The sequence below is a fragment of the Paenibacillus periandrae genome (assembly GCF_022458865.1).
GTDB classification, from domain to species: domain Bacteria; phylum Bacillota; class Bacilli; order Paenibacillales; family NBRC-103111; genus Paenibacillus_S; species Paenibacillus_S periandrae.
Genome location: NZ_JAJNMU010000017.1, coordinates 152,275 through 177,849, shown reverse-complemented (window position 1 = coordinate 177,849; position 25,575 = coordinate 152,275). Strand labels below are relative to the sequence as shown.

Sequence of the window (25,575 nt, the reverse complement as noted above, 5' to 3'; positions counted from 1 at the left end):
TGAGTCTTTATGCAGAAAATTCCCGTCACGCGAGATGGCAAGAGAGGGTCAGAAATACTGATTATTGATTCTAGCGAAGTTGTCAAAATCGACAAAATTCGTGATCGTGAAATTATGATTCATACTCAAGAACATCAGTATTACCTTGACTTCTCATTCGACAATTTGGAAGAATGGTTGTTTGAGGATGGCTTTCGATTATTGGATAATGCCAACATCGTCAATATGAATCACGTGGCGGAATACGATAATAAGAAAGGCATCGTCTATCTCAACAAGCAGGACCGCAAAAAGTACAAAGTTGCTTCGGCGGCCCGTATTCACCGCGAACATGTAGAGAATGTGATTCAGCTCATCTGTACATCGGATCCGAGCTCTGCTGAACACAATCCTCAGAAACATGATCAATTGTTTGAAAAAATCATCAGCGAGACTCAGGATGGTCAACTGCTTCGTTCTTATGCAACAATACGTGCGGTAACTGAACGCAAACGTGCAGAAGAAAAAATTGTCCATATGGCTTACCATGATGCACTCACCAACTTACCTAACCGATTGCATTTTGATCAGCGACTCAAAAGAAGCTTCACCGAGGCAGAACGAAACAACGGAAAGATGGCTATTATTTTCTTCGATCTGGACCGTTTCAAAGTGATCAACGATACACTTGGGCACCATGTCGGCGACCTGCTCCTGCATGCATTATCCATAAAGCTTAAAGATTATGTATTAGCGAAGGATCTTGTAGCACGCTTCGGTGGTGATGAGTTCATTGTATTATTATCTAATATTGCCAGCATCGATGAAGCTACTCAATTTGCCAAAGGAATCCCGGAGCTGCTTAAGGAACCATTTATTTTTGAAGAACAGGAACTGTTTGTAACAGCCAGCATAGGAATCAGTCTTTATCCGAACGACGGTACCGATGCAGAAACCTTATTGAAAAATGCGGATATTGCGATGTATCGTTCCAAAGAGAAAGGTGGGAATTCATACCATTACTATCATCCGGAAATGAACAAGCGCTCTATGCACAGATTGAGTCTGGAAATTAATTTGCGAAAAGCACTGGAGCGTAACGAATTCCACGTATATTACCAGCCCTTTGTCGATTTGAGTCATGGCGAAATATTCGGTATGGAGGCACTCATCCGCTGGTTTCATCCGGAATGGGGAATGGTCTCTCCGGCTGAATTTATACCACTGGCTGAGGAAACCGGCCTGATTATTCCGATAGGCAACTGGGTGCTCCGGCAAGCTTGTTTGCAAAATAAAAAGTGGCAATCGCTCGGTAACCACCCGCTCCGTGTTTCTGTGAACATTTCAGCTATACAATTCCATCAGCCTCAGTTTGTGCAAATCATTGAGGACACTCTGGAGGAAACAGGTCTCGATCCATCATTGCTCTGCCTGGAAATTACAGAAAACGTCGCCATGACGAACGTGCCTTATATTATCGAAACGATGCAGAAGCTGCGATCCATGGGTGTCTTTATTTCTATCGATGATTTTGGCACAGGCTACTCATCATTCAGCTATCTGAAGCGATTTCGGGTACATACACTTAAAATCGATCAATCATTTATCCGTGATGTGACCTTTGATGAAGAAAATGCCGCTATTGTCACGGCACTTATCGCTATGGCTCAGCAATTAAAAATCAAGTCCCTTGCAGAAGGTGTGGAAACGAAGGAACAGCTCGATTTTCTCATTATGCGAGGCTGTGATGAAATTCAAGGTTATGTCTTTAGTAAACCGATTTCGGCTGATGAATTTGAAATTCTGCTTAGAGAAAATAAACAGCTGTCGATCGTCTGAATCATAGAAAAAAGTGTGCGGTCTTGTACTGAAACTTTTTTCTATTTTTTTTCGTCTACTAAGTAGCAATCCTAGTATAGAAATAGAGAAAGGAATCGATCATGGCAGCAACAACTGCAGTAAGGGGCGTCAAAAAGAAAGTAAAAAAGAAAAGCGGCTCCGTTATTCTCACATTAACCTTGTATACCTCTATCGTGCTAATGATGTTTGGGATGATGTTCAGCTTATGGTTCTTTTTGACGGAATCCGGCTCCAATCTTCGTTATATGATGGCTGACACGCTGATCTCTACGCAGCATCGCCATTGGGCCGTATATTTGATTGGTCAGGAAGAGCTTAATAAACGTGTCGACAACTATTGGAAGCAATTTGATAAATTTGCCGAAATCAAGGATCAGAAGCTTGTCCAGGTGAACAAGCCGGTGGAAACCAAGGTTGTCGAGAAAAAACCGCTTGTCCAAATCGAGCCGATCGAAGGGAAAAATTTTAAAGGCAAGCTGCTAATTGTCAATGATGCCAAAAAGCTTAGAATAGCTGTTCCTGGTAAAGCAGGCAAAGGCGAGAAGGTATCTGCCATGGTCAAACGTCTCGGTGCAGTCGCTGGCGTGAATGCAGGCGGATTCGTCGATCCGGAATGGAAAGGAAATGGCTTTCAGCCAACCGGGATTGTCATTTCTGGCGGTAAAATTTTTTACAACGATGGCGACATGAATACAGCGAATCATATCGTGGCGATCGATAAGGAGGGTCGGATGATTGCTGGCAAGTACAAGCCAAGCGAGCTGCTGCAAATGGGCGTTCAGGAGGCGGTTACGTTTGCGCCGCGGTTTATTGTTAACGGTGTAGGCCAGATTAAGAGTCAAGCTGACGGCTGGGGCGTTGCACCTCGGACCGCAATGGCCCAAAAAGCAGATGGCACGATCATGTTTGCCATTATTGATGGTAGACAGCCCGGTTACAGTATCGGTGCTACGCTTTATGATATCCAACAAATATTTTTGGAAAAAGGTGCAGTCACAGCGGCCAACCTGGATGGAGGCTCCTCAACTGTTCTTGTCCATGACAATCAGATTGTAAACCGTCCTTCCAGTGAATACGGTGAACGGTATTTGCCTACGGCATGGCTCGTTTTCGATAATCCTACTTCCGCCCCTATACGCAATATTTGGGAAGGCCTGGACCCCAGCAAGATTGATGCCTCCAAATGGTAATTATAGAGCTTAACAACAAAAAACACGGACATAGCAACGAGTGGCGCTGCTGGGTCCGTGTTTTTGCTATGGAAGCCAACCAAGCTTGCCAACGGATTTGTGTAACTAGCTTACTTTAGACTCGTCCTGAGTCGTTATCTCGGTCTCCGCGGCTTCCGTTGTTCCTTCATTGATGGACAGTGAAGCTTTATTTTTCCAGGACAAGGCCGTTTCCTTCGCTTTTTCGGACCATTCGGATGTATGGCGGCTTACTGTTTGTGCGGCTAGCTGTGTTTTTTCATTTAAGGTACCAGCCAGCTGCTTCGTTTTATCTGCAATGGACTCTGCTGCCTGCTGTGTCTTCGCAGTAACCTGCTGCACACCATCGGCAATATCCGTTCTCAACTCCCGACCTGATTTGGGAGCAAAGAGCAGTGCAGTCACAGCTCCCAGTACAGTACCTACTACCGCACCGATCAACAAATCCTTGCTTCTGTTATTGGTTGTCAAACTGATCATCTCCTTCACTGTTGTTCATTCGCAGGCGAGCTTGGCCTGGAAGGTTTCCGAGACTGCCATTTGTGCCACAGCTCTATACCCATTGTCGTCATGGCGATAAGATTACGCACCGTATCCTGTTCATTTTGAAGAGTACCTTGGGCCTCTGTTATCGAATCAGCCAATACCCCGGATATTCCCTTAATGGACTTGGATAGGCTTGCAGAGGCTTCCCCCGTGCTCTGGATAGCCTGCATGAATCCGTCGGCTGCGTGTAAGCGGCGCTGAATATCAACAGTCAGGCTTTGCGTGGTTTGGATCAGCTTGTGGGTATCTTCCAGCGTACCCTTCAGTCGTGCCTCCATCCGTTCCATCATCGCTAACGACCTGTGGAGTGCTCGACGAACCTCAAGCCATAAGAGAACGGCAATTCCAATCACTACCACGCTTATGAGTACGGCTAAGCTAACGATTAATGGCAAATCCATGTAGCCGGACCTCCTTCCCAAGCAGCTTCCCAGGACGAATGCCTATGGAATACTACATTATAGGTAGCAGCCCATCAATTTGACACACATTTCTCAAATTTGTTTAGTGGAGCAATAGCCTGTTCGTGCAAAAGGTGGCATAATAGACTCATAACTTGTGGATGAGGTGTATAGGAGCATGAATCGTGAACAAGGTTTACAATGGATTGAAAAAACGCGGATTATAGCGATAGTTCGTGGGGTTGAGGAACGTCATATTAACGATCTGTCTCAAGCTCTGTTGGATGGCGGTATTCGCGCTATGGAAATAACATTGAATACGCCTGGTGCCTTATCAATGATTACCAAGCTGCAGGCGCAGTTCGGCGATCAGATGTATATCGGGGCTGGAACGGTACTCGATATGGAAGATGCGAAGCAAGCGATTGAGGCAGGCGCCTCCTACATAGTGACCCCGAACACGGATGAGGATGTTATTCGTTATGCTGTAGAGCAAGGAGTTCCGATTTTCCCCGGAGCGATGACACCGACTGAAATCGTCAAGGCATGGAAAGCAGGCGCAACCGCAGTGAAGATATTCCCGGGAGCGAGTCTCGGATTGGCTTATATCAAAGAGCTTCAAGGACCGCTCAATCACATCCCGATGGTTGCCGTAGGCGGAGTGAATGAGGCCAATATTGCGCAATTTATTCAAGCGGGCTGTTATGGTCTTGGAATTGGCGGGTCTTTGATCAATTTGCAGCAAATTGCCGCTGGTAATTTCTCTTGGATTCGTGATAAAGCCGCTGCTTTGACAGCTAATGTGTGGGTTAAGTAATCATATCGTCATTATCCCATAAAATAAAAACGATCTCCTGCGCTGGTCATGTGCGGGAGATCGTTCCTATTTGGCTTGTATCGAATACGAGCATTTGAGTCCGCCTTTGACCAAGCATTCCGTACGCTTGACGTTGGCATCCAGCAAAGTCTCAAACATCATCAGCTCGCAGTGACAAGCATGATTATATTGATTGGCTACCTGAGAGATCGGACAATTATGTTCATTGATGACAAAGGTACCATCCTCATCAGCGGACCAATTCACCATATAGCCATTAGCATTCTGAATTTCCGCCAGTGCCTTTACCCGATCCCCGAGCTCTTTGCCCTGCATCTGCTCTTCATAGCGATCAATCAGCTTTTCCTTGCGACGTTCAAACAACAGCTGCACCTTGGCTTCGCCTGCTTCTTCCACAAGCTCTCCTAACAGATCCAATGTCAAATTATAGTAATTTTTGGGAAATAACTCATCTGCATTTTCCGTCAACGAATATAGGTTGGTCGGTCTTCCCATCGCTTGACGTACCAGCTTCGACTCGATCAGACCATCGCGTTCCAGTGTATTCAAATGCCGGCGTACAGCCATTTCTGTAATTCCGAGCTGCTTGGCTATTTCGCTGACAGCCAGAGGTCCTTTGGTTTTCAACATCGTCATTACGACTCTACGTGTCGACATATCAAATTCCTGGGTCACTTAGTCTCACCACCTTATTGTTTACTGTCGTGTTCACCTGACAATCCTGCTCTTAAATTGATTGTATATGAAAATCAACAATAAGTAAATTATTATACTAAAAAGTATCATAACTTTCCAATTTTCTCACAAGATCAACGGCAGCAGTTCCTAACGATTCTTACACCAGCTCACGGCTAATAAACGCGGGCACCGCCGTCTCAAATATGGCAAGTACCGATGGCAGCACACCGATCAACGGATGAAGAGCTTCCCGCGGATAGCCGGCATATTCCTGCGCCAGTGACTTCCGAAGCTGTACCAGCTCGCGAAAAACACCTGCTGTATCGGCTTCAAAAACACGCTCATCCAACAGAATCTCAATAATATCCTCGTAGCTGCTGGCATCCCGCATCATAAAAGCATCAATTAACAAGCTCCCGACATCGGTAACGGTCTCAATACATAAATGGAGAGTACGCTCCTGGGCCAAATGCAGCAGCAGCCTCTCGGATGAGGGAGTTGACTCCCAGGCTTGCTCCAGCTGCTCACATGCCGCGATTAGTGTGGGAATAAATTGCAAACGCAAATCAATTTGTTCGTGATTGACATAATACATGAGTTTTATCTCCGTTTCTTATTTCTCCATTTGGACCACAGCATGATAGCTGGAAAACTAGCCAGCAACAGAACGATTAACATGGCTGCCTGCATCAAATATTCGTAACTCATGATTTCTTCTGCTCCTTTGCCTGTAAACCCGATTGAGCCTGTGCTTCGCGCCAATAAGCCCAATGATTCGTAGGTCCGTGTCCCCCACCGATACCAAGCTCATGTCGAATGGCTAGTGTGATGAAGGTTTTGGCTGTTTGTACCGCTTCTGTCAAGCTTTTGCCTTTGGCAAGCTCAGCCGTAATCGCAGCAGAGAATGTACAGCCTGTTCCATGGGTATGGCGCGTCTCATAACGTTCTGCGGTAAAGATATGAAACTGCTCTCCGTCATATAAGACATCGGTGGGATCACCAATTCGATGCCCTCCTTTAATGATCGCAGCCGCCGCGCCAAACTGTTCAACAATTCGAACCGCAGCCTCCTTCATGGCATCCAATGAGGATATCTCCATCCCGATAATGACTTCTGCTTCCGGAATATTCGGTGTCACCAACGCCGCTAACGGCAATAATCGCTTACGCATCGCATCCTGTGCATGCTCAGCCAGCAGCGCAGCACCACCCTTGGCAATCATCACTGGATCGACAACGAGCTTACTCAGCTTATGCTTGGTCACCAGATCCGCGACCAGCTCAATCACTTCAGGCTGCGACAGCATACCGGTCTTGAGTGCATCTACGCCAATATCCGAAATGACCGACTCCATCTGCTTGGCTATGCCTTCAATAGGAATATCATAAATACCATGAACTCCGAGTGTATTTTGTGCGGTTACTGCTGTAATCACTGACAATCCATAAACCTCAAGCATTTGAAAGGTTTTCAAATCAGCCTGAATCCCCGCTCCACCACCGCTGTCTGAGCCTGCAATGGTTAGTGCTTTATAGACTTGATCCACTTTTATTCTCTCCTTCTAGTACGTGCTCATAAGGTCTGTTTTCATAACCCACAACATCTTTTACAGGTTAACATGTCATACTCTTATCATAAAGTGTATAGGTCTGTTTTCCCACCGTCAAGTCAGCAGCTTATTGAGCATTTTATGACAACTTTCTCAAACGCTTTGACGGTCTGCATAGGCTGCGTTATGATGGTCCTAAATCGATTGCCGCCAAAGGAAGTGCTTCCCATAAGAAAGCATGAGCTTCATGTCCTGACTACAGCTCAGCAGGAGCTTGACGAAGTAGCCGCCATTGCTTCCAGGTGCCCGACTGAGCTTATCGATATGTTTCATTTACGGGAAAAACAACGCAGCGCTCACGAGCTGACAGTATGGTATACAACGCTTAAGCCGTTATTCGCCCAATCTGCCATTTATATCAATGATCGGCTGGATGCGGCGCTTGCCGTACAAGCTCCTGGCGTTCAGCTTGGCTATAGCAGCTTAACCATTCAGCAAAGCCGTCAGATCATGCCCACGACCGTCCGTATAGGCTGCTCTGTCCATTCTGCCGACGAAGCCGTGCACGCGGCCAAGCATGGAGCCAACTATGTTTTCTATGGTCATGTCTATGAATCGAATTCCAAGCCTGGACTCGCACCTCGTGGTATTGCCACACTGTCTGAAGTTGTTGCAGCCAGTCCAATCCCGGTCATTGCAATCGGCGGCATTGAGCTGGATCGAGTTGAGGAGGTGCTGTCGACTGGATGCAGCGGCATTGCCCTGCTGTCCTCCATCCTGCTGCATCCCGAACCCGCTCAACAAATCATCCGTTATCGTGAAGCGTTGAATGATTCCCAATATTGCCCAAGGAGAGGTTATTATTGAACACCAGATCTACATCCGCAATCATTATCGGAGGCGGTATTATAGGCTGTACGATAGCATGGGAGCTCGCCCGCAGCGGAATACGCTGTACCCTTGTCGATAAAGGGGCATTGAATCAGGAAGCCTCTACAGCCGCCGCGGGCATGCTGGGAGCACAGGTAGAGACACATCAGCCGGGTGCCTTCTATGAGTTGTGCCGTATGAGCCAACAATTATATCGCGAGTGGAGCGAGGACATCCATCAGATCAGCGCGATTTCGCCTCAATACATAGCACAAGGTATTTTGCGTGCCGCATTTCATGCTGACGACGAGCAGGAATTGAAAAGCCGCCTACACTGGATTCAGGACGCCGAATGGTTAAGTACACCGGAGATGCTTGCCATTGAGGCGGGTCTTTCCCCACACATTCGGGGTGGTCTTCGCTTTGCGCAGGACCATCAAATACATCCCGTACAGCTCGCCAAAGCACTTCAAGCGGGCCTTCACAAGCTTGGCTGTGAAATTCGTGAATGGACACCTGTACTCGGTCTTATTGAACGGCAGGGTCGCATCGAGGGTGTGCGAACAGCCGAAGCTTCTTTATACGCGGATCATGTCATTATATGTGCAGGAGCCTGGGGATCATCCTTAATCGATCCATTAGGTCTGGAGCTTCCGATATTTCCAGTGAAAGGGCAGTGTATATCGGTAAGAACCGAAACGCCAGTTCTTCAAGGCACCGTATTTACACAAGGCTGTTACATCGTACCGAAGCTTGACGGGAGTATGATTATCGGAGCTACCCAGGAGGAAGCTGGCTTTAACAAACGCTGCCATGTGAGTGTGATTAGTGATTTGTTCGCTAAAGCCGTCAAGCTGCTGCCGTCGTTAGAGCAGGCCGAGCTTGTCAGCACCTGGGCAGGTCTGCGTCCGGGTACAAGAGATGGCCTGCCATTTATAGGAACATCTGCTCAAGCTCCTGGATTAACAATTGCAATGGGTCACTACCGCAATGGGATCTTATTGGCCCCCGCTACGGGCAAGCTCATTAAACAACAGATTCTGGGTGAGCAAACCACTATCGATCTGACCCCATTCTCTCCAGACCGCGCGAAAGCTGTCTAACGCAGACCAACCGCTGTGAACGACTTACAGGCAGGAGGACTTCGAGCACTTGGTAGCGAATAACTCCAAGTAACGAAATGAAATGATCGAGACCGACTCAGGAGGAGCAGCTTTATGAACGAAATGAACGAACAACAAGCCACACAGTGGCGTAAAAGAAGAACTATGGGCAAGGGCAAGTATGTCATGTATTTTGGCATATTAACCTGGGGAATCGCAGTAACTGCCATAATTACAGGAATGGAATGGCTGACACAGCATACCTTTCAAATGTCCTGGTTATACATTCGGCTAATCGTGTTTGCTTCAATCGGATTTTTTATATCCGTGCTGCGCTGGGAGGCCCGTGAAAGAAAATTCAAGTCTTACCTGGCCAAAAAAGGAGCTTCGGAGTAATCCGATCAGCTCTTTTTTTCTTTTCAAACGATAATTTCGAAAATCCTTCGCAAATTATTAATTATTAGTCACTTGACAAACGTAAGCGAATTGAATATCATACTAAAGTAAAGTAAGTTAATTTAATTTCAGGAGGCATCATACTTATGTCAAAAGTATTATTTATTAAAGCTAATGGACGTCCGGTTGATCAAGCAGTAAGCGTCAAATTATACTACGCATTTTTGGAAAGCTATAAAGCAGCTAATCCCAATGACGATATCGAAGAACTGGATCTTTTCAATGAAACATTGCCATACTACGATGTAGATACATTGACTGGCTTGTTCAAGCTTGGCAAAGGTTACGAATTAACAGGAACCGAACAGGAAAAAGCGGACAATGTTAATAAATATTTGGAGCAGTTCCTTGCAGCTGACAAAATCGTTGTTGCATTCCCACTCTGGAACTTCACAGTTCCTGCACAATTATTGACGTATTTGACGTATGTTGCACAAGCAGGCAAAACATTTGCTTACACAGCTGAAGGCCCTAAGGGCTTGATCGGCGATAAAAAAGTAGCATTGCTGAACGCACGTGGCGGAGTTTACAGCGAAGGTCCTGCCGCAGCAATCGAAATGTCCCTGAACTATCTTAAAACGATCTTTAATTTCTTTGGAGTTCAAAATCCAACTACTGTTGTTATCGAAGGACACAACCAGTTCCCGGATCGTGGCCAAGCCATTATTGAAGAAGGTCTGGAAAAAGCTAAAGCTGCTGCCGCTTCATTCTAAGAAAAGTTTAAAGAAACATCTTCATATGGATAACCTAAAAACTCCCACACCCTATTTCATTAGGTAGCGGGAGTTTTTCGTATACATCCTGATAAGCTACAAGGAGGATTCAAGTACTTTTCTTTCTCATAATAATCAAAGTGAACAGCAGCAGCACTTCAATGTTCACAAATGCGATGCCATAGCCAGCCAATCCAAAGGTACGTGGAAATCCGACAAATAAAGAAGCCCACCATAAACTAGCTGCTCCGAATATGATCAAATTGATAACCAATGAAACCAATGAAGACATGAGAAGCTTCTGCGTTTTCCACATCAGCCCCACACCTGCCAAATTTGGAATCATAAATCCGATACCCATAATCAGCCAATAGTAAAAATCGTAGGACAAGGTATTCACTCCCGAATGGGTCTATTATTTGCAGCAATCTTTCATTAGATTACCAAAACGAATTGGCGAACACAACAGATTCAGCGTAACGTTGCAAAAATGTCAAACTCTTTCGTTACAAAAGATCGTCATATTTAGTATACTGGTAGAAGCGTCATTCTTAATAAGGAGGTGCCATGATGGCACTTAGTAAAGCCAAAAAAAATCGTCAAAAGCAGACACGCGAAGGCAAATACAATCCGAGCTGAATCGATTAAGCTGGAATGGACTCGTTCCTACAGCGCGTATTACACCTACACTTAGAGAGCATAAGGAAAAGCTGCAGCGCAAACATAAATGGAACCACTCCCTGGACAGCAGAGATGGTTCCATTTACTTATTTTATCGGAACAATTGACTAAATCCGGCCATGTAATCTTGGATTTTTACCTTTTATCGCTATCATTTTTATGATAGAGTTAAGCTTGCAATTCTAACTATTAAACGGTTTAAATATGTTGTTCAGTTCGATGCAGGCTTCAAGGGGAGGTATTTAAAGTTGTTCAGCAAAGTAAGATTCAATTTGAGAACAAAAATTATACTTGGCTATCTTATTGTACTTATCGGCCTTAGCATATCGATACTTTTAATTAATGATCGTGTGATGTCGATGAAAGTAGATAGAGAATATATTACGGGACACGATTTCCAGGTTCATAATCTTAGCAATGAGATTGAAAAAAACTTGCTGGAAATGGAAGACAGCCAACGCGGCTATGTCATTACCGGCGATGCCAAATATTTGATTCCTTATAATAATGGATACAATAACTGGAAGGAATCGTATAACAAGTTACGCCAGTTGATTATGGATAATCCCAGACAGCTGCAGAATCTGGAAAAGATCAAAACCAACATTGAGCTTTGGATCGCTGAAGCGGGAGATCCAGTACTATCAATGAAAAAGGAAAATAATAATGCAGGGGTCATTGAATTTTACAAACAGGATATCGGTAAAAAATATACGGATCAGCTGCGCGCCCAGCTTGCCTCCTTCCGCAGCACTGAGCTCTCCTTAACCGATGCGCGGAGCCAACAGCTCATCCGTGATAACGAAGTACTTCTTTCGATATTAAACACCATATGGGTTGTAGTATCCGCTATCGCCGTGCTGATCGCTCTAATCACGTCCAGTTCCATTGTGAATACGATCAAGCAAGTCACAGGCTCGATCAAACATATTGCGACCTCCAAGGGTGACTTATCCATGCGGGTTGAAGTGAAAACAAAGGATGAGGTTGGCGATCTCGCCGAGATTACCAACGAGCTGTTGGCCAAGCTTGAACAACAAAATTGGATCAACACCCAGATTACGGACATGGCCACAACTTTTCAAGGTATGACCGAAATGAAATTGCTGACGCAATCCTTCATCAATAGAATCGCCGGTTTAGTCGAAGCCCACTATGGAGTCTTGTATTTACGTAAGATCGCAGAAAAAAAAGATCTGTTGATCCGATTTGTCTCTTATGCCGGGCAGGCGGATGGTGTGGGTATAGAAAGCTTCCGAATGGGTGAAGGGCTCGTTGGTCAAAGCGCATCGGAAAATCGAATTTTGGTATTGAATCAAATACCGGACGATTATATTAAAGTCACATCAGGCTTGGGCCATACAGCACCGAAACAAATTATCATAGCACCCATTATTTTCGAAAAAAATGTGCTTGCTGTCATGGAGCTGGCCAGCTTGAACGAATTTACCAAGCTTCAACGAGAGCTGCTTGAACAAATTGTCGAGCCATTTGGAGTCACACTGCACAATGCGGCCAGCCGTACGGAAATTGAAAATTTATACAGCGAGTCCCAGACGATGGCTGAGGAGCTGCAGGCCCAGACGGAAGAGCTGCAGACACAAGCCGAAGAATTACAGGTGCAAACCGAGGAGCTGCGTTCCACGAATGAGCATCTGGAAGAACAGAACCTGTTTGCCGAACAAAAGTCGTTTGAGGTAGAGCAAGCCAAGAAAGAGCTTGAGCTGTATGCTGAGCAGCTGCAGCAAAGCTCTCAATATAAATCGGAGTTTTTGGCTAATATGTCTCATGAGCTGCGTACGCCGCTCAACAGTCTGCTTATTTTGTCCCAATTTTTAGTTGAAAATGCAAATGGTACGCTAAATGCTGATGAACAGGAATATGCAAGAATTATTAATTCCTCCGGGAATGATCTCTTGTCATTGATTAATGATATTCTTGATCTATCCAAGGTTGAGGCTGGAAAGCTCGAGATCGAGATCGCAGCTGTCAATCTGACAGAGCTTCCTCATGTAATGGAGCGCAATTTCACACCAATTGCCAAGCAGCGCAACCTGCAATTCCGAATTGTTCAGCATCCTGGACTTCCTTCTTTGATTTTCTCGGATGAACAGCGATTGCAGCAAATACTGAAAAATTTGTTGTCAAACGCCTTCAAATTCACGGAAAATGGAACCGTTACTTTATCCATACGAAAGGCAGATCCGCTTGAGGCCAATATAGCGCTGCCGGAGTCAAGTCCAGCCCATGTCATTGCCTTTTCGGTTTCGGATACAGGCATTGGTATTCCTGTTAACAAACGTATGCTGATTTTTGAAGCGTTCCAGCAGGTTGACGGGAAAACAGAACGCAAATATGGGGGAACCGGACTCGGCTTGTCGATATCGCGTGAATTTGCCAATTTGCTTGGCGGTCGCATCGCTTTGGAAAGTGAAGAAGGTAAAGGAAGTACTTTTACACTTTATATACCATGCCTGCACAACCCTTCATCGATGGAGATGGTTTCGATGTATGCTGAATCCTCAGCTACCAATGTCAGCGCCTTGGTGTTGTCGGATGCTCCTTCTGAAGCCCCGGCTATCGATAACCTGATCATTCCTGAGACCGAGCCTGCCGTGATCCATCAATCGATATTTGGCGGCAAGCAGGTACTCGTCGTGGACGATGACGTCAGAAATATATTCGCATTGACCAAGGCCCTCGAAATGCAGAGTATGCGTGTACTCACAGCTCATAATGGAAGGCAGTGTCTGGATATGCTGGAGCTCCATAAGGAGGTTGACATTGTCTTGATGGACATTATGATGCCTGAGATGGATGGGTACCAGACGATGAGACATATTCGTCGGGATGAACAGCTGAATGAGATGCCTATTATTGCGCTAACAGCCAAAGCGATGAAATATGATCGTGAAAAATGTCTGGAAGCTGGCGCCTCCGATTATATTAGTAAACCGATCAATTTAGAACAATTATTTTCTGTTATGCGCGTTTGGTTAAGTAAATCCTAAAATCAAGTAGCTGGGGGCGAATTATCCATATTCAACTTTATTAGATAGCACCTGCATCTCTTGCCGAATAAAATGACGGGTAAATCGGCCGATAATTTAATTCTTCTCTGATCCGTGTTGTATCGACGATCATATCCCATGGATCATAATCCTGCTGCAGGGCGTTTGACGGAATTTCACTATGATGAAGAAGCGCCAATTCTGCAACGGAGATTGGTGCATCGTCGGCAACATTGTAGATCCGACCATTAATTCCTGGTGTGTAAGCGGCGAGCAGCAGGGCTTGAGCTACATCCGCATGGTGTGCCATATGCATTCGTTTGGCTGGATTCCAATTGCGCATGAACGGAAGAAATTCCATGATATGAGGGTCTCGATCCCCATAGACAAAAGGAAGCCGCATTATACGCAGCCCCAATCCCTGTTCACGGTGCAGCTGCAGCAAGGCGACTTCGGCCGCGGCTTTGGTTTGAGGATAAGGAAAGGAAGGCCTAAGCTCGTCATCTTCACGGTTTGGTCTTGCATGATTCCCGGAGCCGTATACATGATTGGTGCTGGAAAAAACAAATTTTGGCACTTCCGTCTGTAGTGCAGCGTTTGCCAGAGCTATAGTGCCATCGATGTTTGAGATTTTGGCGGTGTTCTCGTCCACCCCACGGAACTGTGCAGCCAAGTGAATCACAGCCTCAGTACCCCGGAGAGCGTCAATATAATCGTCCGGCTGCAAAAGATCGCCTTCAACAAGCTCAGCTCCCTGCTGATGAAGCCAATCCGCCTTTGCAGCGTCCCTAACCAACACTTTAACGTGATGATCCCACTGTAACATACGCGGAACTAAACGACTTCCTACTTTTCCTGTGGCACCTGTTACAAAAATGTTCATTGTTCAAATCCTCCCAAGTTTTTTAGAAGCTATACTGGTAGTATAATAGAACGCGCAAGCAGCAACCTTCCTGTGTTTATCGTATGATTGAAAGTATCAGGATAAGGAGGAATTTGAATGGAGGATCTTTTTCCCAGGAAGTCGTTAGGTGAATTTTTGCGCTCGCGCCGGGAACGTCTTACTCCGGAAGAGGTAGGGTTGGCATCCTATGGAAAACGCCGGACCTCGGGGCTTCGAAGGGAAGAAGTAGCCCAGCTTGCCCATATTGGAACATCATGGTACACCTCTTTGGAACAAGGCAGAAATGTCAATCCGTCAGAGGATGTGCTGAATAACATAGCAATAGCGCTGCAATTGACTGAGGATGAACGCTGCCATCTCCATCTTCTTGCAAGACCCGTACAACAAGAAAACATAGAAAATCAACAATTAAATACAGGCTTGGAACGGATGATCAGGGCTCTTGAACCGAATCCGGCATTCGCAATCGGAAGATACTGGGATTTACTGTTTTGGAACAAAGCAGCTGAGTTCGTTTTCCAATTCCCCTCATTATCAACTCACATGCCGCACAGCCCCAATTATATGAGACTTTTTTTGACGGACGCCAAGATGGGATCAGGCGTAAAGGATTGGGATGCCAAAAGACAAATCATGATTGCACGCTTTCGTGCGGATTACGGACACTTCCCTAATGATACGAGGTTCAAGGAGCTTATTGATGAATTTATGCAGACCAGCCAGCTGTTTCGCGAGAGCTGGCCTATGCATGACGTTCAGGTAGTAACAGATTGCCACAAACGGTGGTACGATCCTCGTATCGGAGAGATGGAGTTTGAACATGTGACCTTGCAGCCACCGACCCATCCTGATCTGAAGGTCATGATTTATACAGCTTCAACGGATACTGCTGCACGTCTGGGGAATATAATTAAGTAACACTGCATTAAGCGGGCAGATTACGTTAACGAAAAAACCGGCACAATGATGTGCCGGTTAACTTTGCTTAGATTACATTTCGTTTATGATTTCTAAAAACTGATTGACATTCTCGGATGGATTTAAGGGATATAGCAAACCATAGGGTATTTTGAAATCCAGATCGCTTGGGATGGTCACTAAGGACGGATGAATATCTACCCATGCATCCAATGTTAGTAGGACTGTATCACTTTGCTCGCAACGATTGAATACATCAATATCATAAAGGCGTGGAACATCTTTAATTTTGATTTTAGGATGGTTCATTATCAAAAAATCACGAATTCCATCAATTACTGCACTTTTTCCACCTTTCACCACGGCCAACTTCTCTCCATACAAATCTTTGACAGACAGTGTTTTTTTAGAAGCCAGCCGATGGCTGCGAGATACAGCAAAGCAAAAACGGTAACTACCCAGTTTATTAAAACGGAGATAATCCTCCCAGTCTTCTGTAAGATATGGCCCAACGATGAAATCAAAGTGTTTGCCAATGGTACGATAAGTGGCTGGAAGTGTATAAGCATCATCCTCAAAATGGACGATTTTTATTTTAAACTGCGGATATTGGTCGCTGATTTCATTCCACAAATCCAGCAAAACCTTGCAGGGATTAAGTATAGAAGTGCCCACACGAATTTCATGCTGACTTCCCAGTGTACCTTGACGTATACGCAGCACGGCTTCTTGAAAATTCCGCAAAAATAATGCTGCATCCTTGTTAAATGATTTACCTGCCTCGGTGAGCTCAACACCATGGTTAGTGCGAATCAAAAGAGGCACTCCTATATGCTTTTCCAACAAATTAATTTGCTTCATCACAGCGGTAGGAGACACAAATAGTTTTTCGGCTGCCTTGGAAAAGCTGCCAGACTCTGCCACTTGAATAAACGTATTCAATTGTTCATTCATTCAAAGAACCCCTTCATTGCATAAACTTTTAGTTAATGCCATGCTAACCTATTTGAACTTCCGTTTCAAGTGCCAAACAGTTAAATTTGAGAGGCGCTAAAAAGAATGGAAGGGGCAATTATAATGGAAATTCGTGACAAGGTCGTTCTTATTACTGGAGCATCCGCTGGTATCGGCTTAGCCACAGTACGCCGCTTTGCAGCTGCTGGTGCTAAATTAGCATTGGTAGCTCGATCTGCCGACGCACTCAATCATCTCGCCGAGGAACTGCAGAGCCAGGGAAGTGACGCCGTCGCTCTGCCTGCTGACGTGAGCGATCCGAAGCAAGTTCAAAAAGTCATTGAGGAGACGGTGCGCTACTTTGGTAGCTTGGATGTGGTCATCAATAACGTAGGACAAGCTGCAGTTGGCACGATCGCTGACCTCAATCCTGATGACTTCCGCAAGACCCTGGACCTCAATGTGTTTGGACCATTAGCAGCTATGCAAGCTGTGATTCCTATTATGCGAGAGCAAGGGGGAGGACTGATCATCAATATAAGTTCGGTGGTCTCCAAGATGCGTATTGCTGGAATGGCAGCCTATGCAGCTACCAAAGCCGCATTGAACATGCTTTCCGATACGGCACGAGATGAATTAGCCTCAGAGAATATTCGGGTGATTACTGTCTATCCGCGCTCAACCGCAACGGATTTTGGCAAAAACGCTCTGGGTGTTCGCCAGAAGCAGCGACAAGGCTCTTCCACTTCTGCCGATACTCCTGAATTCGTCGCAGAGAAAATCTTGGCTTCAGCTTTACACGAGCCAGATGAGCAATATATGGAATAAAGAGCTTTTACTGTTCTTGCACATGAGGTGCGCGGAGCATTTTTTCCTGCCGGACGCCCTTATGATTTTTTACAAATGAATGTGGCTGTAGCTATGGGCCCGCCAAAGCGGGTCCGTGCCTATGTTGATAAGTTAATCATAGCACAATCAGTGGGGACTAAAAAAGATGACTCCTGTTTCAGTGCTCAATACAGGAATCATCTCTTAAGTTTAGCCTAACAATTTTTTTAAAGTATCCTTGACTAAGAGTACCAGTTTGCCGTTGGGATCAACGGTGACTTCTTTTTTGTAGCAGCTTTACAGCAATTGCGATTCGTTTATTTCGACCACTGCTCTTTCATAAAGCTCAGTGAAGCCGGCAGCTCTTGAGCGCGATCCTTGACCGTACATTCTGCCGACACCATACCGTTATAGCCTGCTGCCTTCAATTGCGCAACAAAGCGTTCATACGGATATTGACCAGTTCCGGGAGACTGACGCCCCGTATCGGCAATATGAATATGCGACAGCCAATCCTTATGAGCGACAATGGTTTCCAATGGCTCAGATTCTTCATCCATATGATAAAAATCAGCTAATACACGAATAGCGGGATCATTAATTTGCTTGGCATAATGCACACCTTCAGCTACACTCGTGATCACATTCGATTCTTTGGTGTTTAGAGGCTCGATAGCCAGAGTAAGATTAGTTCCCTTAACCTGCTCCGCAATGATCCTTAGCAGCCTTAATAGCTGCTCCTCTGCACGTGCATGCTCCCAACCCTCTGGGATGCTGCGTGATCTTCCACTTCCAAATACAAAAATGGATGATCCTGCTTGAGACATCGTATCTACGGCTCTGGCCAAATAGTTCGTGATGATCGTTTCATTAGCCTCAGGACCTACGACTTTAATATCTCCGGGAAATAGCACATTCCAGGCTTTAACCGGAAGTGGGCTATTGATATACAAAGGTAACGCTTTCTTGAAAGCCTCTTCATCCTGACTCAACAAGGGAGCAATTGAACATTCAATATAATCATATCCATATCTTTGAAGCTCCTCAGCATGCTCGATCTGCATACACCAACCAAATGCGGTCATTACAATACCTCCTTAGGGTATGTTTATCACAAAAAGACGGAAGGAACCCTGACGCTTGCAAAGCTCCTGTAAATGCTCATCGCCTACGGTTAATTTTACAGTAAATATATTATCGTTTCAGGACATTTCTTGTCGGTTTTTTCAATTAATCAACATATCTTGACCTTGACATCAAACACCTCACTTTTTTCGCTGAAGGAAATTTAATTATCGATTTCCAACCGTTCCGAATGGGTATACACATTAAAAGAATGCCCGCGAATAAATCCGATTACAGCAATCCCAAGGTCATGGGCAAGTTCAAGCGCCAGTCCTGTCGGGGCCGACTTGGACAGCAGGATACCTACACCAATCTTCGCCACCTTCAGCAGCACCTCAGAGGAAACTCTCCCACTAAAAACAATAACCTTTCCTTGAAGCGGGATGCGGTGTCTGATGCATTGTCCAAAAATTTTGTCCAGTGCATTATGTCTGCCTATATCTGAACGAATGAGCGAGACAGGCGCTCCAGCGCTGTCAGCACTGCATAACGCCGCATTATGCACACCTCCGGTATGATGAAACTCAGCGGAAGCTTGCTGAAGCTGGTTCATCAGCTCCAGACAGCGTACAGCACTAATACGAGTACGTAATGGGATCGTCTTGGCTGTTCTCGCATCATTATGAAAATAAAACTGCCGGCTCTTCCCGCAGCAAGAGCCAATGAATCGCTTGTTATACGAATCCTTGCTGGTGTTTTGCTTAACCTTGAGCTCAACATCGACAAAACCGCGCTCCACATTCAGCTTTAACGTACGGATATCCTCGATGACGCGAATAACCCCCTCAGAGGCAAGAAAACCAATCGCCATATCCTCCAGATCCGAAGGACTGCATACGATGGTGGCAAACTCCTCTCCGTCTATTCGAACAGTAAGCGGATATTCAGAAGCCACTACGTCTTCCTGCTCGTTAAATTGACCACCGGAATACTTCAATATACGCCATGTGGCCGTTACTGGTTGTTCAATTGCAAAGTCATCCATAAAGTCCATTCCCATTCGGCTTCACCCCATTTCCGTTTCCAGCTCCAGCACTCGTTTTTCGACGTATTTGGTGTCTTTAAGGGCATGGAACGTTTCCGCCTTTTCTACAACTGCAGCTGTATTATATTCTGGTATGCCTGCGTGAGCTTCATAGACACCTTTGGGAATCAGGCTGTTGCCTTCAGGCCAATGAACCTCAATATTACCTTGTTGAATCGGAACCGGCTTCGCCCACCCATGAAGCAATCCGTATTGGTTATATACTACGATAGCATCACCCGCTTTAAGCTGCAGTGATTTAGCATCCTGCGGATTGATCAGCACATCGTAACGGTCGGCTCCATTAAAAGGATCGGTGGCACTATAGATCATGGAATTAAACTGCTTGCCGCGGCGGGTCGTGACACGGAAATGCCCTTCCGGCTTACGAAGCTCAGGTTGTTCGATGGGGATCAGATTACCGCGGCCATCCGCGGTCGGGCACACTCCATCCTCGCAGAGCCAGGCGCCGCCCCATTGAAACACATCGCCACGCTCGGATAAATGCTGAATACCATCATAATAAGTGGCCGCAGCAGCAATTTCACGCCGAATATCCTCTGCACTCTGAAAAGCGATCAATCGTTCATACGCTGGATTTACTTTGGCTGCAAGCTCGGCATAGATGGCCCACTCTGCACGTGCCTCACTGACTCTTGGCCCTTTGATTTCCGGTGAATAATAGACCATCCGCTCTGTGGATGTCGAGGTTCCACCTCCAGGCTGCTCATAGCGAGTCATCGCAGGCAATACGATCACGGCCTCCCTCGCTTCAGCAAGCGTAGACGTATTCAACACAATGTCCTGATGCACCCGAATATCGACATTTTCCAGACATTTGCGAACGAAATCGGGGTCAGGCATCGTTTCCAAAAAATTTCCTCCTGACGTATAAAAAAGCTTCAGCTTACGCTCGTGGTCATCAGGAAGCATCGAATTCTCCAACGAGACTCCGACAATATCCCCCTGCCATTTGGGCAGCTCGAAGCCCCATGCCCGTTCCATGCGTGCAATACCATCCGCATTGAATTCGCCTCCGGGCAGGCTGAACGGATCTGCACCCATTTCTCCGGATCCCTGTACCCCGCTGTGTCCGCGAATGGGCATTAACCCGCAAAACTCACGGCCCAGAAATCCTCGCAGCAAGGCCAAATTCGCCACCTGTGAAATGTTGTCCGTACCGAAACGATGCTGCGTCAGCCCCATACTCCAGACGAATACAGCTGATCTCGCCGCAGCCAGCAAACGGGCAAATTCCAGCATGCGTTCACGGCTCAGTCCTGATGAGCGTTCCAGCAGCTCCCAATCCTGCACCCTGACATGAGCCTTCAGCTGTTCATAACCGTTCGTATGCGCTTCAATGAAGGCATGATCTACCGCAGAGCCTGGACTCGCTTCTTCCATCTCGAACCAGTGCTTCATCACACCGTTCATAAAAGCGATATCCCCACCAATATGAACCTGATAAAAGTCATCGGTCAGCTTGGTCCCAAATAACGCAGACTCTGGGATAGAGGGAATCCAATATTGATCCATCGATGGCTCATGGTAAGGGTTAATGACGATAATCCGGGTGCCTTTGCGCTTGGCCGCGTACATATATTTGGTCGATACCGGTTGATTGTTGGCGGCTACACTGCCCCAGAACACGAGCACATCGGTGCCAATCCAATCCTTATAATTACAGCTGGAAGCCCCGATTCCGACAGAACGCTTAAGCGCTGTTTTGGATGGTGAGTGGCAGATTCTGGAGGCGTTGTCTATATGATTCGTTCCCAGCAAGCGTGCAACCTTGCCTGCAGCGTAATAGGATTCATTAGTGATGCCACGTCCTGTCAAATAAAAAGCAAGCTGCTTGGGATCGATAGCTCGAATTTTTGCGGCGATCAGCTCGAGAGCCTCATCCCATGGAAGTCTGGCAAACCTGTTCTCCCCAGGCCTGCGTATCAACGGATACGGAATTCGGCCCAGCTTGCGCAGCGCTGCACTGTCCATGGTCCGCAGCTCTGCAATATCCTGATGCAGTACCTCCGGTCTGATCTCCGGCATCGTATTGAGACGCAGAACGTTAAGTCGGGTCGTACATACATGCGGTCCTGCAAGCGTCCTGTCATACAGTCCGGATACACCGAGTGCACAGCCATCACACACGCCTTGTGTCAATATTCGATAGGCATATGGCAGTTGATCTTTATTCTCCCAGGCAATCTTCAATGATTCTTTAATATGATGTGGTTTGACTTGCCCCAATCCGAAGGGAGCTTTACTCACCCACAGCTTCGGATCCAGTCGTTTGGGGAGCTTAATGGGTCCCGTATGTTGTGTTTTACCCAACCAGATTACCTCCTTGGTTTCATTCAAAATGATCAGCAAAGCCAATGCATTCACAAAAAAAGCCGCAGCAGTCCCTTCGTTTTTTGTTGGTACAAAAATAAAGGTTCTGATGCGGCTGTTAGTCTTGAGCAGGGTCGCTGCCAAGTGCCAACGGCACAGGTATGCAATTATGACGGTTTCAACGATTTATTTTAATAAAAACTTGCTTTCAATATCCTGATCGAACACAAATATCGACATCCCGAAATCTTTTTCCAGATCGATATCTACGAACAGCTCGATAAATTTGGCACCTAGCAGCTGTTCCATTTCTATCGGCGGGTGATTGCGATAAATATCTTTCACCATTTCGGTACGCGCTGTGCGCAATACCTGCTTGCCTTCCGTTCCTGAGGCGATGAACTTTTCCACCGGGGACAAGTTGCCTTCCATCTCACAAATTGCCCACTGCTTGCAAAAGGTAGTCCGGATTTCCCGCGGTCCCTTGCCCATATGTCGTTTTCGAAACGCTTTCACTAAATTGCTGAACTCTGCTTCCTTTTTGTTCATACCGAGAATCCCTCATTTTCGGGTCTATGAAGCAAATTTTATCATGGTACTGTACAGAGTTCAATCCCTAAGCAAATTAAGCTATAATACGATTAATAAGTATTTCAGTGAATGGTGGTGAACACACTGTCCAGTATTAAAGATATAGCCAAGCTTGCACAGGTTTCCCAAGGCACGGCTTCACTTGTTTTGAATGGAAAGGGAAACGCACTACGGATCTCGGCGGCAACCCAACAACGGATTTTGGAAGCAGCCCGGGCGCTTAACTACAGTCCTAATATCTCGGCTCGTCGTCTGCGCAGTGGTGGAGAAACGGTCGCTCCGATCATTGCATTATTTTGGACCATGGATACACGAGCTTCGCTGATCGGTCGTTATTTAAAAGGGATTCAGGAGAGTATGCACGCGCAGGAAACCGAGTATGAGCTGTTAGTTCAGCCTTACGTGGGAGGCCGGATTCAAGATGTCAAAAGCCTTGTGACGGGTACCCGCTTCAATGGAGCGATTATTGCGAATGCTACGGATGAGGATGAGGCCTTTCTACAAACGACACCGCTTCTGGTTCCAGTTGTGCTGTATCAGCGGTATTCCGATAAATTTTGTACGATTAATGTAGATAATGAGCATACTGGGCAGGAGGTTGCCCGTTTGTTTACAAGCAGAGGTCACACTCATGCAGGTGTCATCGTTCCGAGAGTATCCTCCAGAGCCATCCAGTACCGCAAGCAGGGGTTTATTGATAAGGCAGCAACGCTTGGACTTTCCATTAACCCTGATCATATAACGGAGGGGGAGTTCTCGGAGGAAGGCGGCTATCAGGCGGCACAAGCACTGCTGCAGGCTTCTGAAGATCGGCCTACAGCTTTATTCGTACTTAGTGATCAAATGGCTGTAGGTGTACTTGCAGCCCTGCGAGAAGCAGGAATAGGCGTTCCTGAGGATATGGAGCTGGTTGGACACGATGACAATGAGATCGCCCGCTTCACTGTCCCTCCATTAACCACGGTTCATTTTCCGGTTGAGGAGATGGCCAAGGCTTGCTTTCAGATGATCGTCGATGTCCTGCATCATCAGGTTGTTCCACCTGCTGCGCGCATGTTCGAGCCCCACCTGGTCATCAGGCAATCCTGTGGAGAATTTACAACAGTCAATCGATAGCTGCTCATACAGCTGATGCCAATGTTCCTGATAGATAGCCACAAAACAAAAACAGCAGTTCCGTCATCAACGGTTCTGCTGTTTGCTTTTTCCGATTATGGCATATCCTTGGACTAAGAATGATTGCTGCCCTGCTCCACTTACTTCGCTATAGTATTCGCAACAGCAGCCTGCCCGCTCACGAATAAGCTTAACCACTGATCCAACTGTTTCATCTGGTCCATAACAAGTCGTTCTTTCGTTATAAAATCTTCCTGGTTCCTCGCACGGCATTGAAGCGTAAAGCCTAGTCCCTGCTGCTGCAAGTAGTATTTGGCATTCAATGGATACAGCTGATGCTCAATCATCGAGGAAACTCCCAGATAGCTCTGCACCAGAGCCGCTTTGTCCGTGTCCTTGTTCCAGTTGTTAAACAACCATGCATACAGATCGGGATGAAAATTTGCCATAATCCCGCTAAAGCCTGCCGCGCCGATCTTTAGAGTTTCCAGCAGGGTTGCTGAATTCGCATTAAAAATTTTGAGCTGACTTCCTTTAACTGCATCTAATTTGGCTTGAATTTGCTCCACGTCGCAGCAGGTATCCTTCAGGAACAAAAATCTCCCAGTCGATGCGCACCAGGCAAGCAATTCGGGCGACATCAATCTTTTATAAGGAAATGGACATTCGTAAATGCCAAGTGCGACGTCAGGCACAGCCGCCAATATAATCTCCGCATTGCGCTTCCATACTTCATCTGACTCATCCTGTGCTGCCAGACGGTTGCTTACCATTACGAAAGCATCGATTCCCACCGCGGAAATTGCTTTAATTTCCTCGATCTGATCTTGAATGGAATCGGATACGTGACCGGAAGCGATCACCGGCACTCTGCCAGCAGCCTGCTTCTTGACGAATCCGGCTAGCTGCACTCTCTCCTCCAGAGAGAGCTTGAACATTTCACTCGACTGACACACGGCGAACAAGCCGTCTACCCCTTTGGCAATATACCATTCAACGAGCTTTTCCAGTGCATTGTAATCGATTTCATTTGACTCCGTAAAAGGGGTAACCATAGTCGGCCACACACCGTCAACGATAAGATTTGCAGGCTGCTCCATATAAGTATCCTTCTTTCTAATAGTTTGCTAAAACGTTATTCCTAATACTGATTATATTTTCAAATCCGTGAACTGTCAATTCAAAAGTATCGTGTTCTCTACTTCCCTGTCTCCTTCAGCGCCGCTACCAAGGGGCCATGTCGAATCAAACGAGTTATCATCAATGCCATTTCCCGTGGGGAAAGTTCCATTCCCGATGCAAACCAATGGTGAATAATTCCGAAATAGGCAGAGCTAAAATAAGCAATAAGATAATCAGGCGGCATCGTTTGTTTGTGGGAATCCCTCAGCTCCAGTGGGATCTTGGCATACATCCGGTCATGCAGCAGGGAAGTCAGCTTATGGCCGAAACTCGGCACTTGGGGATCAAACACCAGTTTGAACATGCGTGGGTTGGCATTCATATAATCAAAGAAGGACATGATCAAGGGGAAAGGTTCATTATCAGTGTCAAGACTCGTGAGATCTCTTGGAGCTTCATCATCGGAAAGACCATTCATTCCCTCGATCAAGCAATCCTCCAGCTTTTCCATCAAATCGTAAATATCCTGATAATGTAAATAAAAGGTTCCTCTATTGATCCCTGCCTTTTGCGATAAGCTCCTGACCGTCACACCCTCGAACCCTTGCTCTTCCATAATGGTCAGAAAAGCATCTTCGATCAGCTTTTTGGTTCGTATAACTCTCAGATCATTGGCTTTTTCCATGTGCAAACACAATCCTTCCAAGTCATGTACGCGGTTAATAAACAGAACCGCAATACCTGTCTAGTATGAAACATTCAGCG

General features: G+C 46.2%; 25 protein-coding genes. 11 read left to right on the top strand and 14 right to left on the bottom strand.

Features of this window, described 5'->3' with window-relative positions; all coding sequences use genetic code 11:
* The first annotated feature begins 9 nt into the window (after positions 1-9).
* Together LRL21_RS27225 and LRL21_RS27220 are read left to right on the top strand one after the other, a co-directional pair.
* Positions 10-1,818 (top strand): EAL domain-containing protein, encoded by a 1,809-nt coding sequence (locus tag LRL21_RS27225; protein ID WP_240418928.1) that lies wholly within the window; start codon positions 10-12, stop codon positions 1,816-1,818.
* Positions 1,819-1,919: 101 nt separating this feature from the next.
* Positions 1,920-3,029 (top strand): phosphodiester glycosidase family protein, encoded by a 1,110-nt coding sequence (locus LRL21_RS27220; protein WP_420832490.1) that lies wholly within the window; start codon positions 1,920-1,922, stop codon positions 3,027-3,029.
* Between the two features lie 105 nt (positions 3,030-3,134).
* Here LRL21_RS27220 and LRL21_RS27215 read toward each other — a convergent pair whose 3' ends face one another.
* Complete coding sequence (locus LRL21_RS27215; RefSeq protein WP_240418927.1) at positions 3,135-3,518, bottom strand: YtxH domain-containing protein; 384 nt, start codon at positions 3,516-3,518, stop codon at positions 3,135-3,137.
* 14 nt (positions 3,519-3,532) lie between these two features.
* Positions 3,533-3,994 (bottom strand): DUF948 domain-containing protein, encoded by a 462-nt coding sequence (locus LRL21_RS27210; RefSeq protein ID WP_240418926.1) that lies wholly within the window; start codon positions 3,992-3,994, stop codon positions 3,533-3,535.
* 178 nt (positions 3,995-4,172) lie between these two features.
* On the opposite strand from LRL21_RS27210, the gene LRL21_RS27205 reads away from it, so the two are divergent.
* Complete coding sequence (locus tag LRL21_RS27205) at positions 4,173-4,811, top strand: bifunctional 4-hydroxy-2-oxoglutarate aldolase/2-dehydro-3-deoxy-phosphogluconate aldolase (RefSeq protein ID WP_240418925.1); 639 nt, start codon at positions 4,173-4,175, stop codon at positions 4,809-4,811.
* Between the two features lie 66 nt (positions 4,812-4,877).
* On the opposite strand, the gene LRL21_RS27200 is transcribed toward LRL21_RS27205, so the two are convergent.
* From LRL21_RS27200 to thiD, 3 genes are all read right to left on the bottom strand, one after another.
* Positions 4,878-5,507 (bottom strand): helix-turn-helix transcriptional regulator, encoded by a 630-nt coding sequence (locus tag LRL21_RS27200; protein WP_240418924.1) that lies wholly within the window; start codon positions 5,505-5,507, stop codon positions 4,878-4,880.
* Positions 5,508-5,667: 160 nt separating this feature from the next.
* Positions 5,668-6,105: a DUF86 domain-containing protein gene (locus LRL21_RS27195; RefSeq protein WP_240418923.1), complete on the bottom strand. Its 438-nt coding sequence runs from the start codon at positions 6,103-6,105 to the stop codon at positions 5,668-5,670.
* Between the two features lie 109 nt (positions 6,106-6,214).
* Entirely contained in the window at positions 6,215-7,057 is an 843-nt protein-coding gene (thiD, locus tag LRL21_RS27190; RefSeq protein ID WP_240418922.1) for a bifunctional hydroxymethylpyrimidine kinase/phosphomethylpyrimidine kinase, read from the bottom strand.
* Positions 7,058-7,201: 144 nt separating this feature from the next.
* Here thiD and LRL21_RS27185 point away from each other — a divergent pair, with 144 nt between their 5' ends.
* From LRL21_RS27185 to LRL21_RS27170, 4 genes are all read left to right on the top strand, one after another.
* Complete coding sequence (locus LRL21_RS27185) at positions 7,202-7,927, top strand: thiamine phosphate synthase (protein ID WP_240418921.1); 726 nt, start codon at positions 7,202-7,204, stop codon at positions 7,925-7,927.
* Positions 7,924-9,033, top strand: coding sequence for a glycine oxidase ThiO (gene thiO, locus LRL21_RS27180; RefSeq protein WP_240418920.1), 1,110 nt, complete (start codon positions 7,924-7,926; stop codon positions 9,031-9,033). The genes LRL21_RS27185 and thiO overlap by 4 nt, the downstream gene beginning before the upstream one ends.
* A 114-nt stretch (positions 9,034-9,147) precedes the next feature.
* On the top strand, positions 9,148-9,429 hold the full coding sequence (locus LRL21_RS27175) for a hypothetical protein (protein ID WP_240418919.1): 282 nt from the start codon (positions 9,148-9,150) through the stop codon (positions 9,427-9,429).
* Positions 9,430-9,575: 146 nt separating this feature from the next.
* Positions 9,576-10,202: an FMN-dependent NADH-azoreductase gene (locus LRL21_RS27170; RefSeq protein WP_240418918.1), complete on the top strand. Its 627-nt coding sequence runs from the start codon at positions 9,576-9,578 to the stop codon at positions 10,200-10,202.
* Positions 10,203-10,311: 109 nt separating this feature from the next.
* On the opposite strand, the gene LRL21_RS27165 is transcribed toward LRL21_RS27170, so the two are convergent.
* The gene (locus tag LRL21_RS27165; RefSeq protein ID WP_240418917.1) at positions 10,312-10,593 is read right to left on the bottom strand and encodes a hypothetical protein; all 282 of its coding nucleotides are present in this window, start codon (positions 10,591-10,593) and stop codon (positions 10,312-10,314) included.
* A gap of 538 nt (positions 10,594-11,131) precedes the next feature.
* Here LRL21_RS27165 and LRL21_RS27160 point away from each other — a divergent pair.
* Positions 11,132-13,894 carry a CHASE3 domain-containing protein gene (locus LRL21_RS27160; protein ID WP_240418916.1) on the top strand — a complete coding sequence of 921 codons (2,763 nt, stop codon included), beginning with the start codon at positions 11,132-11,134 and terminating at the stop codon, positions 13,892-13,894.
* Between the two features lie 40 nt (positions 13,895-13,934).
* On the opposite strand, the gene LRL21_RS27155 is transcribed toward LRL21_RS27160, so the two are convergent.
* Positions 13,935-14,777, bottom strand: coding sequence for an NAD-dependent epimerase/dehydratase family protein (locus LRL21_RS27155; protein WP_240418915.1), 843 nt, complete (start codon positions 14,775-14,777; stop codon positions 13,935-13,937).
* A 117-nt stretch (positions 14,778-14,894) separates the two neighbouring features.
* On the opposite strand from LRL21_RS27155, the gene LRL21_RS27150 reads away from it, so the two are divergent.
* The gene (locus tag LRL21_RS27150; RefSeq protein WP_240418914.1) at positions 14,895-15,716 is read left to right on the top strand and encodes a helix-turn-helix transcriptional regulator; all 822 of its coding nucleotides are present in this window, start codon (positions 14,895-14,897) and stop codon (positions 15,714-15,716) included.
* Between the two features lie 72 nt (positions 15,717-15,788).
* On the opposite strand, the gene LRL21_RS27145 is transcribed toward LRL21_RS27150, so the two are convergent.
* Positions 15,789-16,670 carry a LysR family transcriptional regulator gene (locus LRL21_RS27145; RefSeq protein ID WP_240418913.1) on the bottom strand — a complete coding sequence of 294 codons (882 nt, stop codon included), beginning with the start codon at positions 16,668-16,670 and terminating at the stop codon, positions 15,789-15,791.
* Between the two features lie 123 nt (positions 16,671-16,793).
* Between LRL21_RS27145 and LRL21_RS27140 the strand changes: the two genes are divergently transcribed.
* Positions 16,794-17,498, top strand: coding sequence for an SDR family NAD(P)-dependent oxidoreductase (locus LRL21_RS27140; protein WP_240418912.1), 705 nt, complete (start codon positions 16,794-16,796; stop codon positions 17,496-17,498).
* Between the two features lie 317 nt (positions 17,499-17,815).
* Here LRL21_RS27140 and LRL21_RS27135 read toward each other — a convergent pair whose 3' ends face one another.
* The 4 genes from LRL21_RS27135 to LRL21_RS27120 all read right to left on the bottom strand — a co-directional run bounded on the left by LRL21_RS27135 (position 17,816) and on the right by LRL21_RS27120 (position 22,530).
* Positions 17,816-18,583, bottom strand: coding sequence for a sugar phosphate isomerase/epimerase family protein (locus LRL21_RS27135; RefSeq protein ID WP_240418911.1), 768 nt, complete (start codon positions 18,581-18,583; stop codon positions 17,816-17,818).
* 203 nt (positions 18,584-18,786) lie between these two features.
* Positions 18,787-19,617 (bottom strand): formate dehydrogenase accessory sulfurtransferase FdhD, encoded by an 831-nt coding sequence (fdhD, locus tag LRL21_RS27130; protein WP_240418910.1) that lies wholly within the window; start codon positions 19,615-19,617, stop codon positions 18,787-18,789.
* A 12-nt stretch (positions 19,618-19,629) separates the two neighbouring features.
* Positions 19,630-21,981, bottom strand: coding sequence for an FdhF/YdeP family oxidoreductase (locus tag LRL21_RS27125; RefSeq protein WP_240418909.1), 2,352 nt, complete (start codon positions 21,979-21,981; stop codon positions 19,630-19,632).
* A 186-nt stretch (positions 21,982-22,167) separates the two neighbouring features.
* A complete protein-coding gene (locus LRL21_RS27120) occupies positions 22,168-22,530 on the bottom strand; it encodes a Na-translocating system protein MpsC family protein (protein WP_240418908.1) in 363 nt (120 codons plus the stop codon).
* Between the two features lie 111 nt (positions 22,531-22,641).
* Here LRL21_RS27120 and LRL21_RS27115 point away from each other — a divergent pair, with 111 nt between their 5' ends.
* Positions 22,642-23,688, top strand: coding sequence for a LacI family DNA-binding transcriptional regulator (locus LRL21_RS27115; RefSeq protein ID WP_240418907.1), 1,047 nt, complete (start codon positions 22,642-22,644; stop codon positions 23,686-23,688).
* Between the two features lie 140 nt (positions 23,689-23,828).
* Here the strand turns inward: LRL21_RS27115 and LRL21_RS27110 are convergent, their stop codons facing one another.
* Together LRL21_RS27110 and LRL21_RS27105 are read right to left on the bottom strand one after the other, a co-directional pair.
* A complete protein-coding gene (locus LRL21_RS27110) occupies positions 23,829-24,788 on the bottom strand; it encodes a dihydrodipicolinate synthase family protein (RefSeq protein ID WP_240418906.1) in 960 nt (319 codons plus the stop codon).
* Positions 24,789-24,886: 98 nt separating this feature from the next.
* The gene (locus LRL21_RS27105) at positions 24,887-25,495 is read right to left on the bottom strand and encodes a TetR/AcrR family transcriptional regulator (RefSeq protein WP_240418905.1); all 609 of its coding nucleotides are present in this window, start codon (positions 25,493-25,495) and stop codon (positions 24,887-24,889) included.
* Positions 25,496-25,575 lie beyond the last annotated feature (80 nt).

Coding starts and splice junctions, on each gene's coding strand:
- LRL21_RS27225 (WP_240418928.1), top strand. CDS start 10: ATGCAGAAAATTCCCGTCACGCGAGATGGCAAGAGAGGGTCAGAAATA.
- LRL21_RS27220 (WP_420832490.1), top strand. CDS start 1,920: ATGGCAGCAACAACTGCAGTAAGGGGCGTCAAAAAGAAAGTAAAAAAG.
- LRL21_RS27210 (WP_240418926.1), bottom strand. CDS start 3,994: ATGGATTTGCCATTAATCGTTAGCTTAGCCGTACTCATAAGCGTGGTA.
- LRL21_RS27205 (WP_240418925.1), top strand. CDS start 4,173: ATGAATCGTGAACAAGGTTTACAATGGATTGAAAAAACGCGGATTATA.
- LRL21_RS27195 (WP_240418923.1), bottom strand. CDS start 6,105: ATGTATTATGTCAATCACGAACAAATTGATTTGCGTTTGCAATTTATT.
- LRL21_RS27185 (WP_240418921.1), top strand. CDS start 7,202: ATGACAACTTTCTCAAACGCTTTGACGGTCTGCATAGGCTGCGTTATG.
- LRL21_RS27175 (WP_240418919.1), top strand. CDS start 9,148: ATGAACGAAATGAACGAACAACAAGCCACACAGTGGCGTAAAAGAAGA.
- LRL21_RS27170 (WP_240418918.1), top strand. CDS start 9,576: ATGTCAAAAGTATTATTTATTAAAGCTAATGGACGTCCGGTTGATCAA.
- LRL21_RS27155 (WP_240418915.1), bottom strand. CDS start 14,777: ATGAACATTTTTGTAACAGGTGCCACAGGAAAAGTAGGAAGTCGTTTA.
- LRL21_RS27150 (WP_240418914.1), top strand. CDS start 14,895: ATGGAGGATCTTTTTCCCAGGAAGTCGTTAGGTGAATTTTTGCGCTCG.
- LRL21_RS27145 (WP_240418913.1), bottom strand. CDS start 16,670: ATGAATGAACAATTGAATACGTTTATTCAAGTGGCAGAGTCTGGCAGC.
- LRL21_RS27140 (WP_240418912.1), top strand. CDS start 16,794: ATGGAAATTCGTGACAAGGTCGTTCTTATTACTGGAGCATCCGCTGGT.
- LRL21_RS27135 (WP_240418911.1), bottom strand. CDS start 18,583: ATGACCGCATTTGGTTGGTGTATGCAGATCGAGCATGCTGAGGAGCTT.
- fdhD (WP_240418910.1), bottom strand. CDS start 19,617: ATGGACTTTATGGATGACTTTGCAATTGAACAACCAGTAACGGCCACA.
- LRL21_RS27120 (WP_240418908.1), bottom strand. CDS start 22,530: ATGAACAAAAAGGAAGCAGAGTTCAGCAATTTAGTGAAAGCGTTTCGA.
- LRL21_RS27115 (WP_240418907.1), top strand. CDS start 22,642: ATGGTGGTGAACACACTGTCCAGTATTAAAGATATAGCCAAGCTTGCA.
- LRL21_RS27110 (WP_240418906.1), bottom strand. CDS start 24,788: ATGGAGCAGCCTGCAAATCTTATCGTTGACGGTGTGTGGCCGACTATG.
- LRL21_RS27105 (WP_240418905.1), bottom strand. CDS start 25,495: ATGGAAAAAGCCAATGATCTGAGAGTTATACGAACCAAAAAGCTGATC.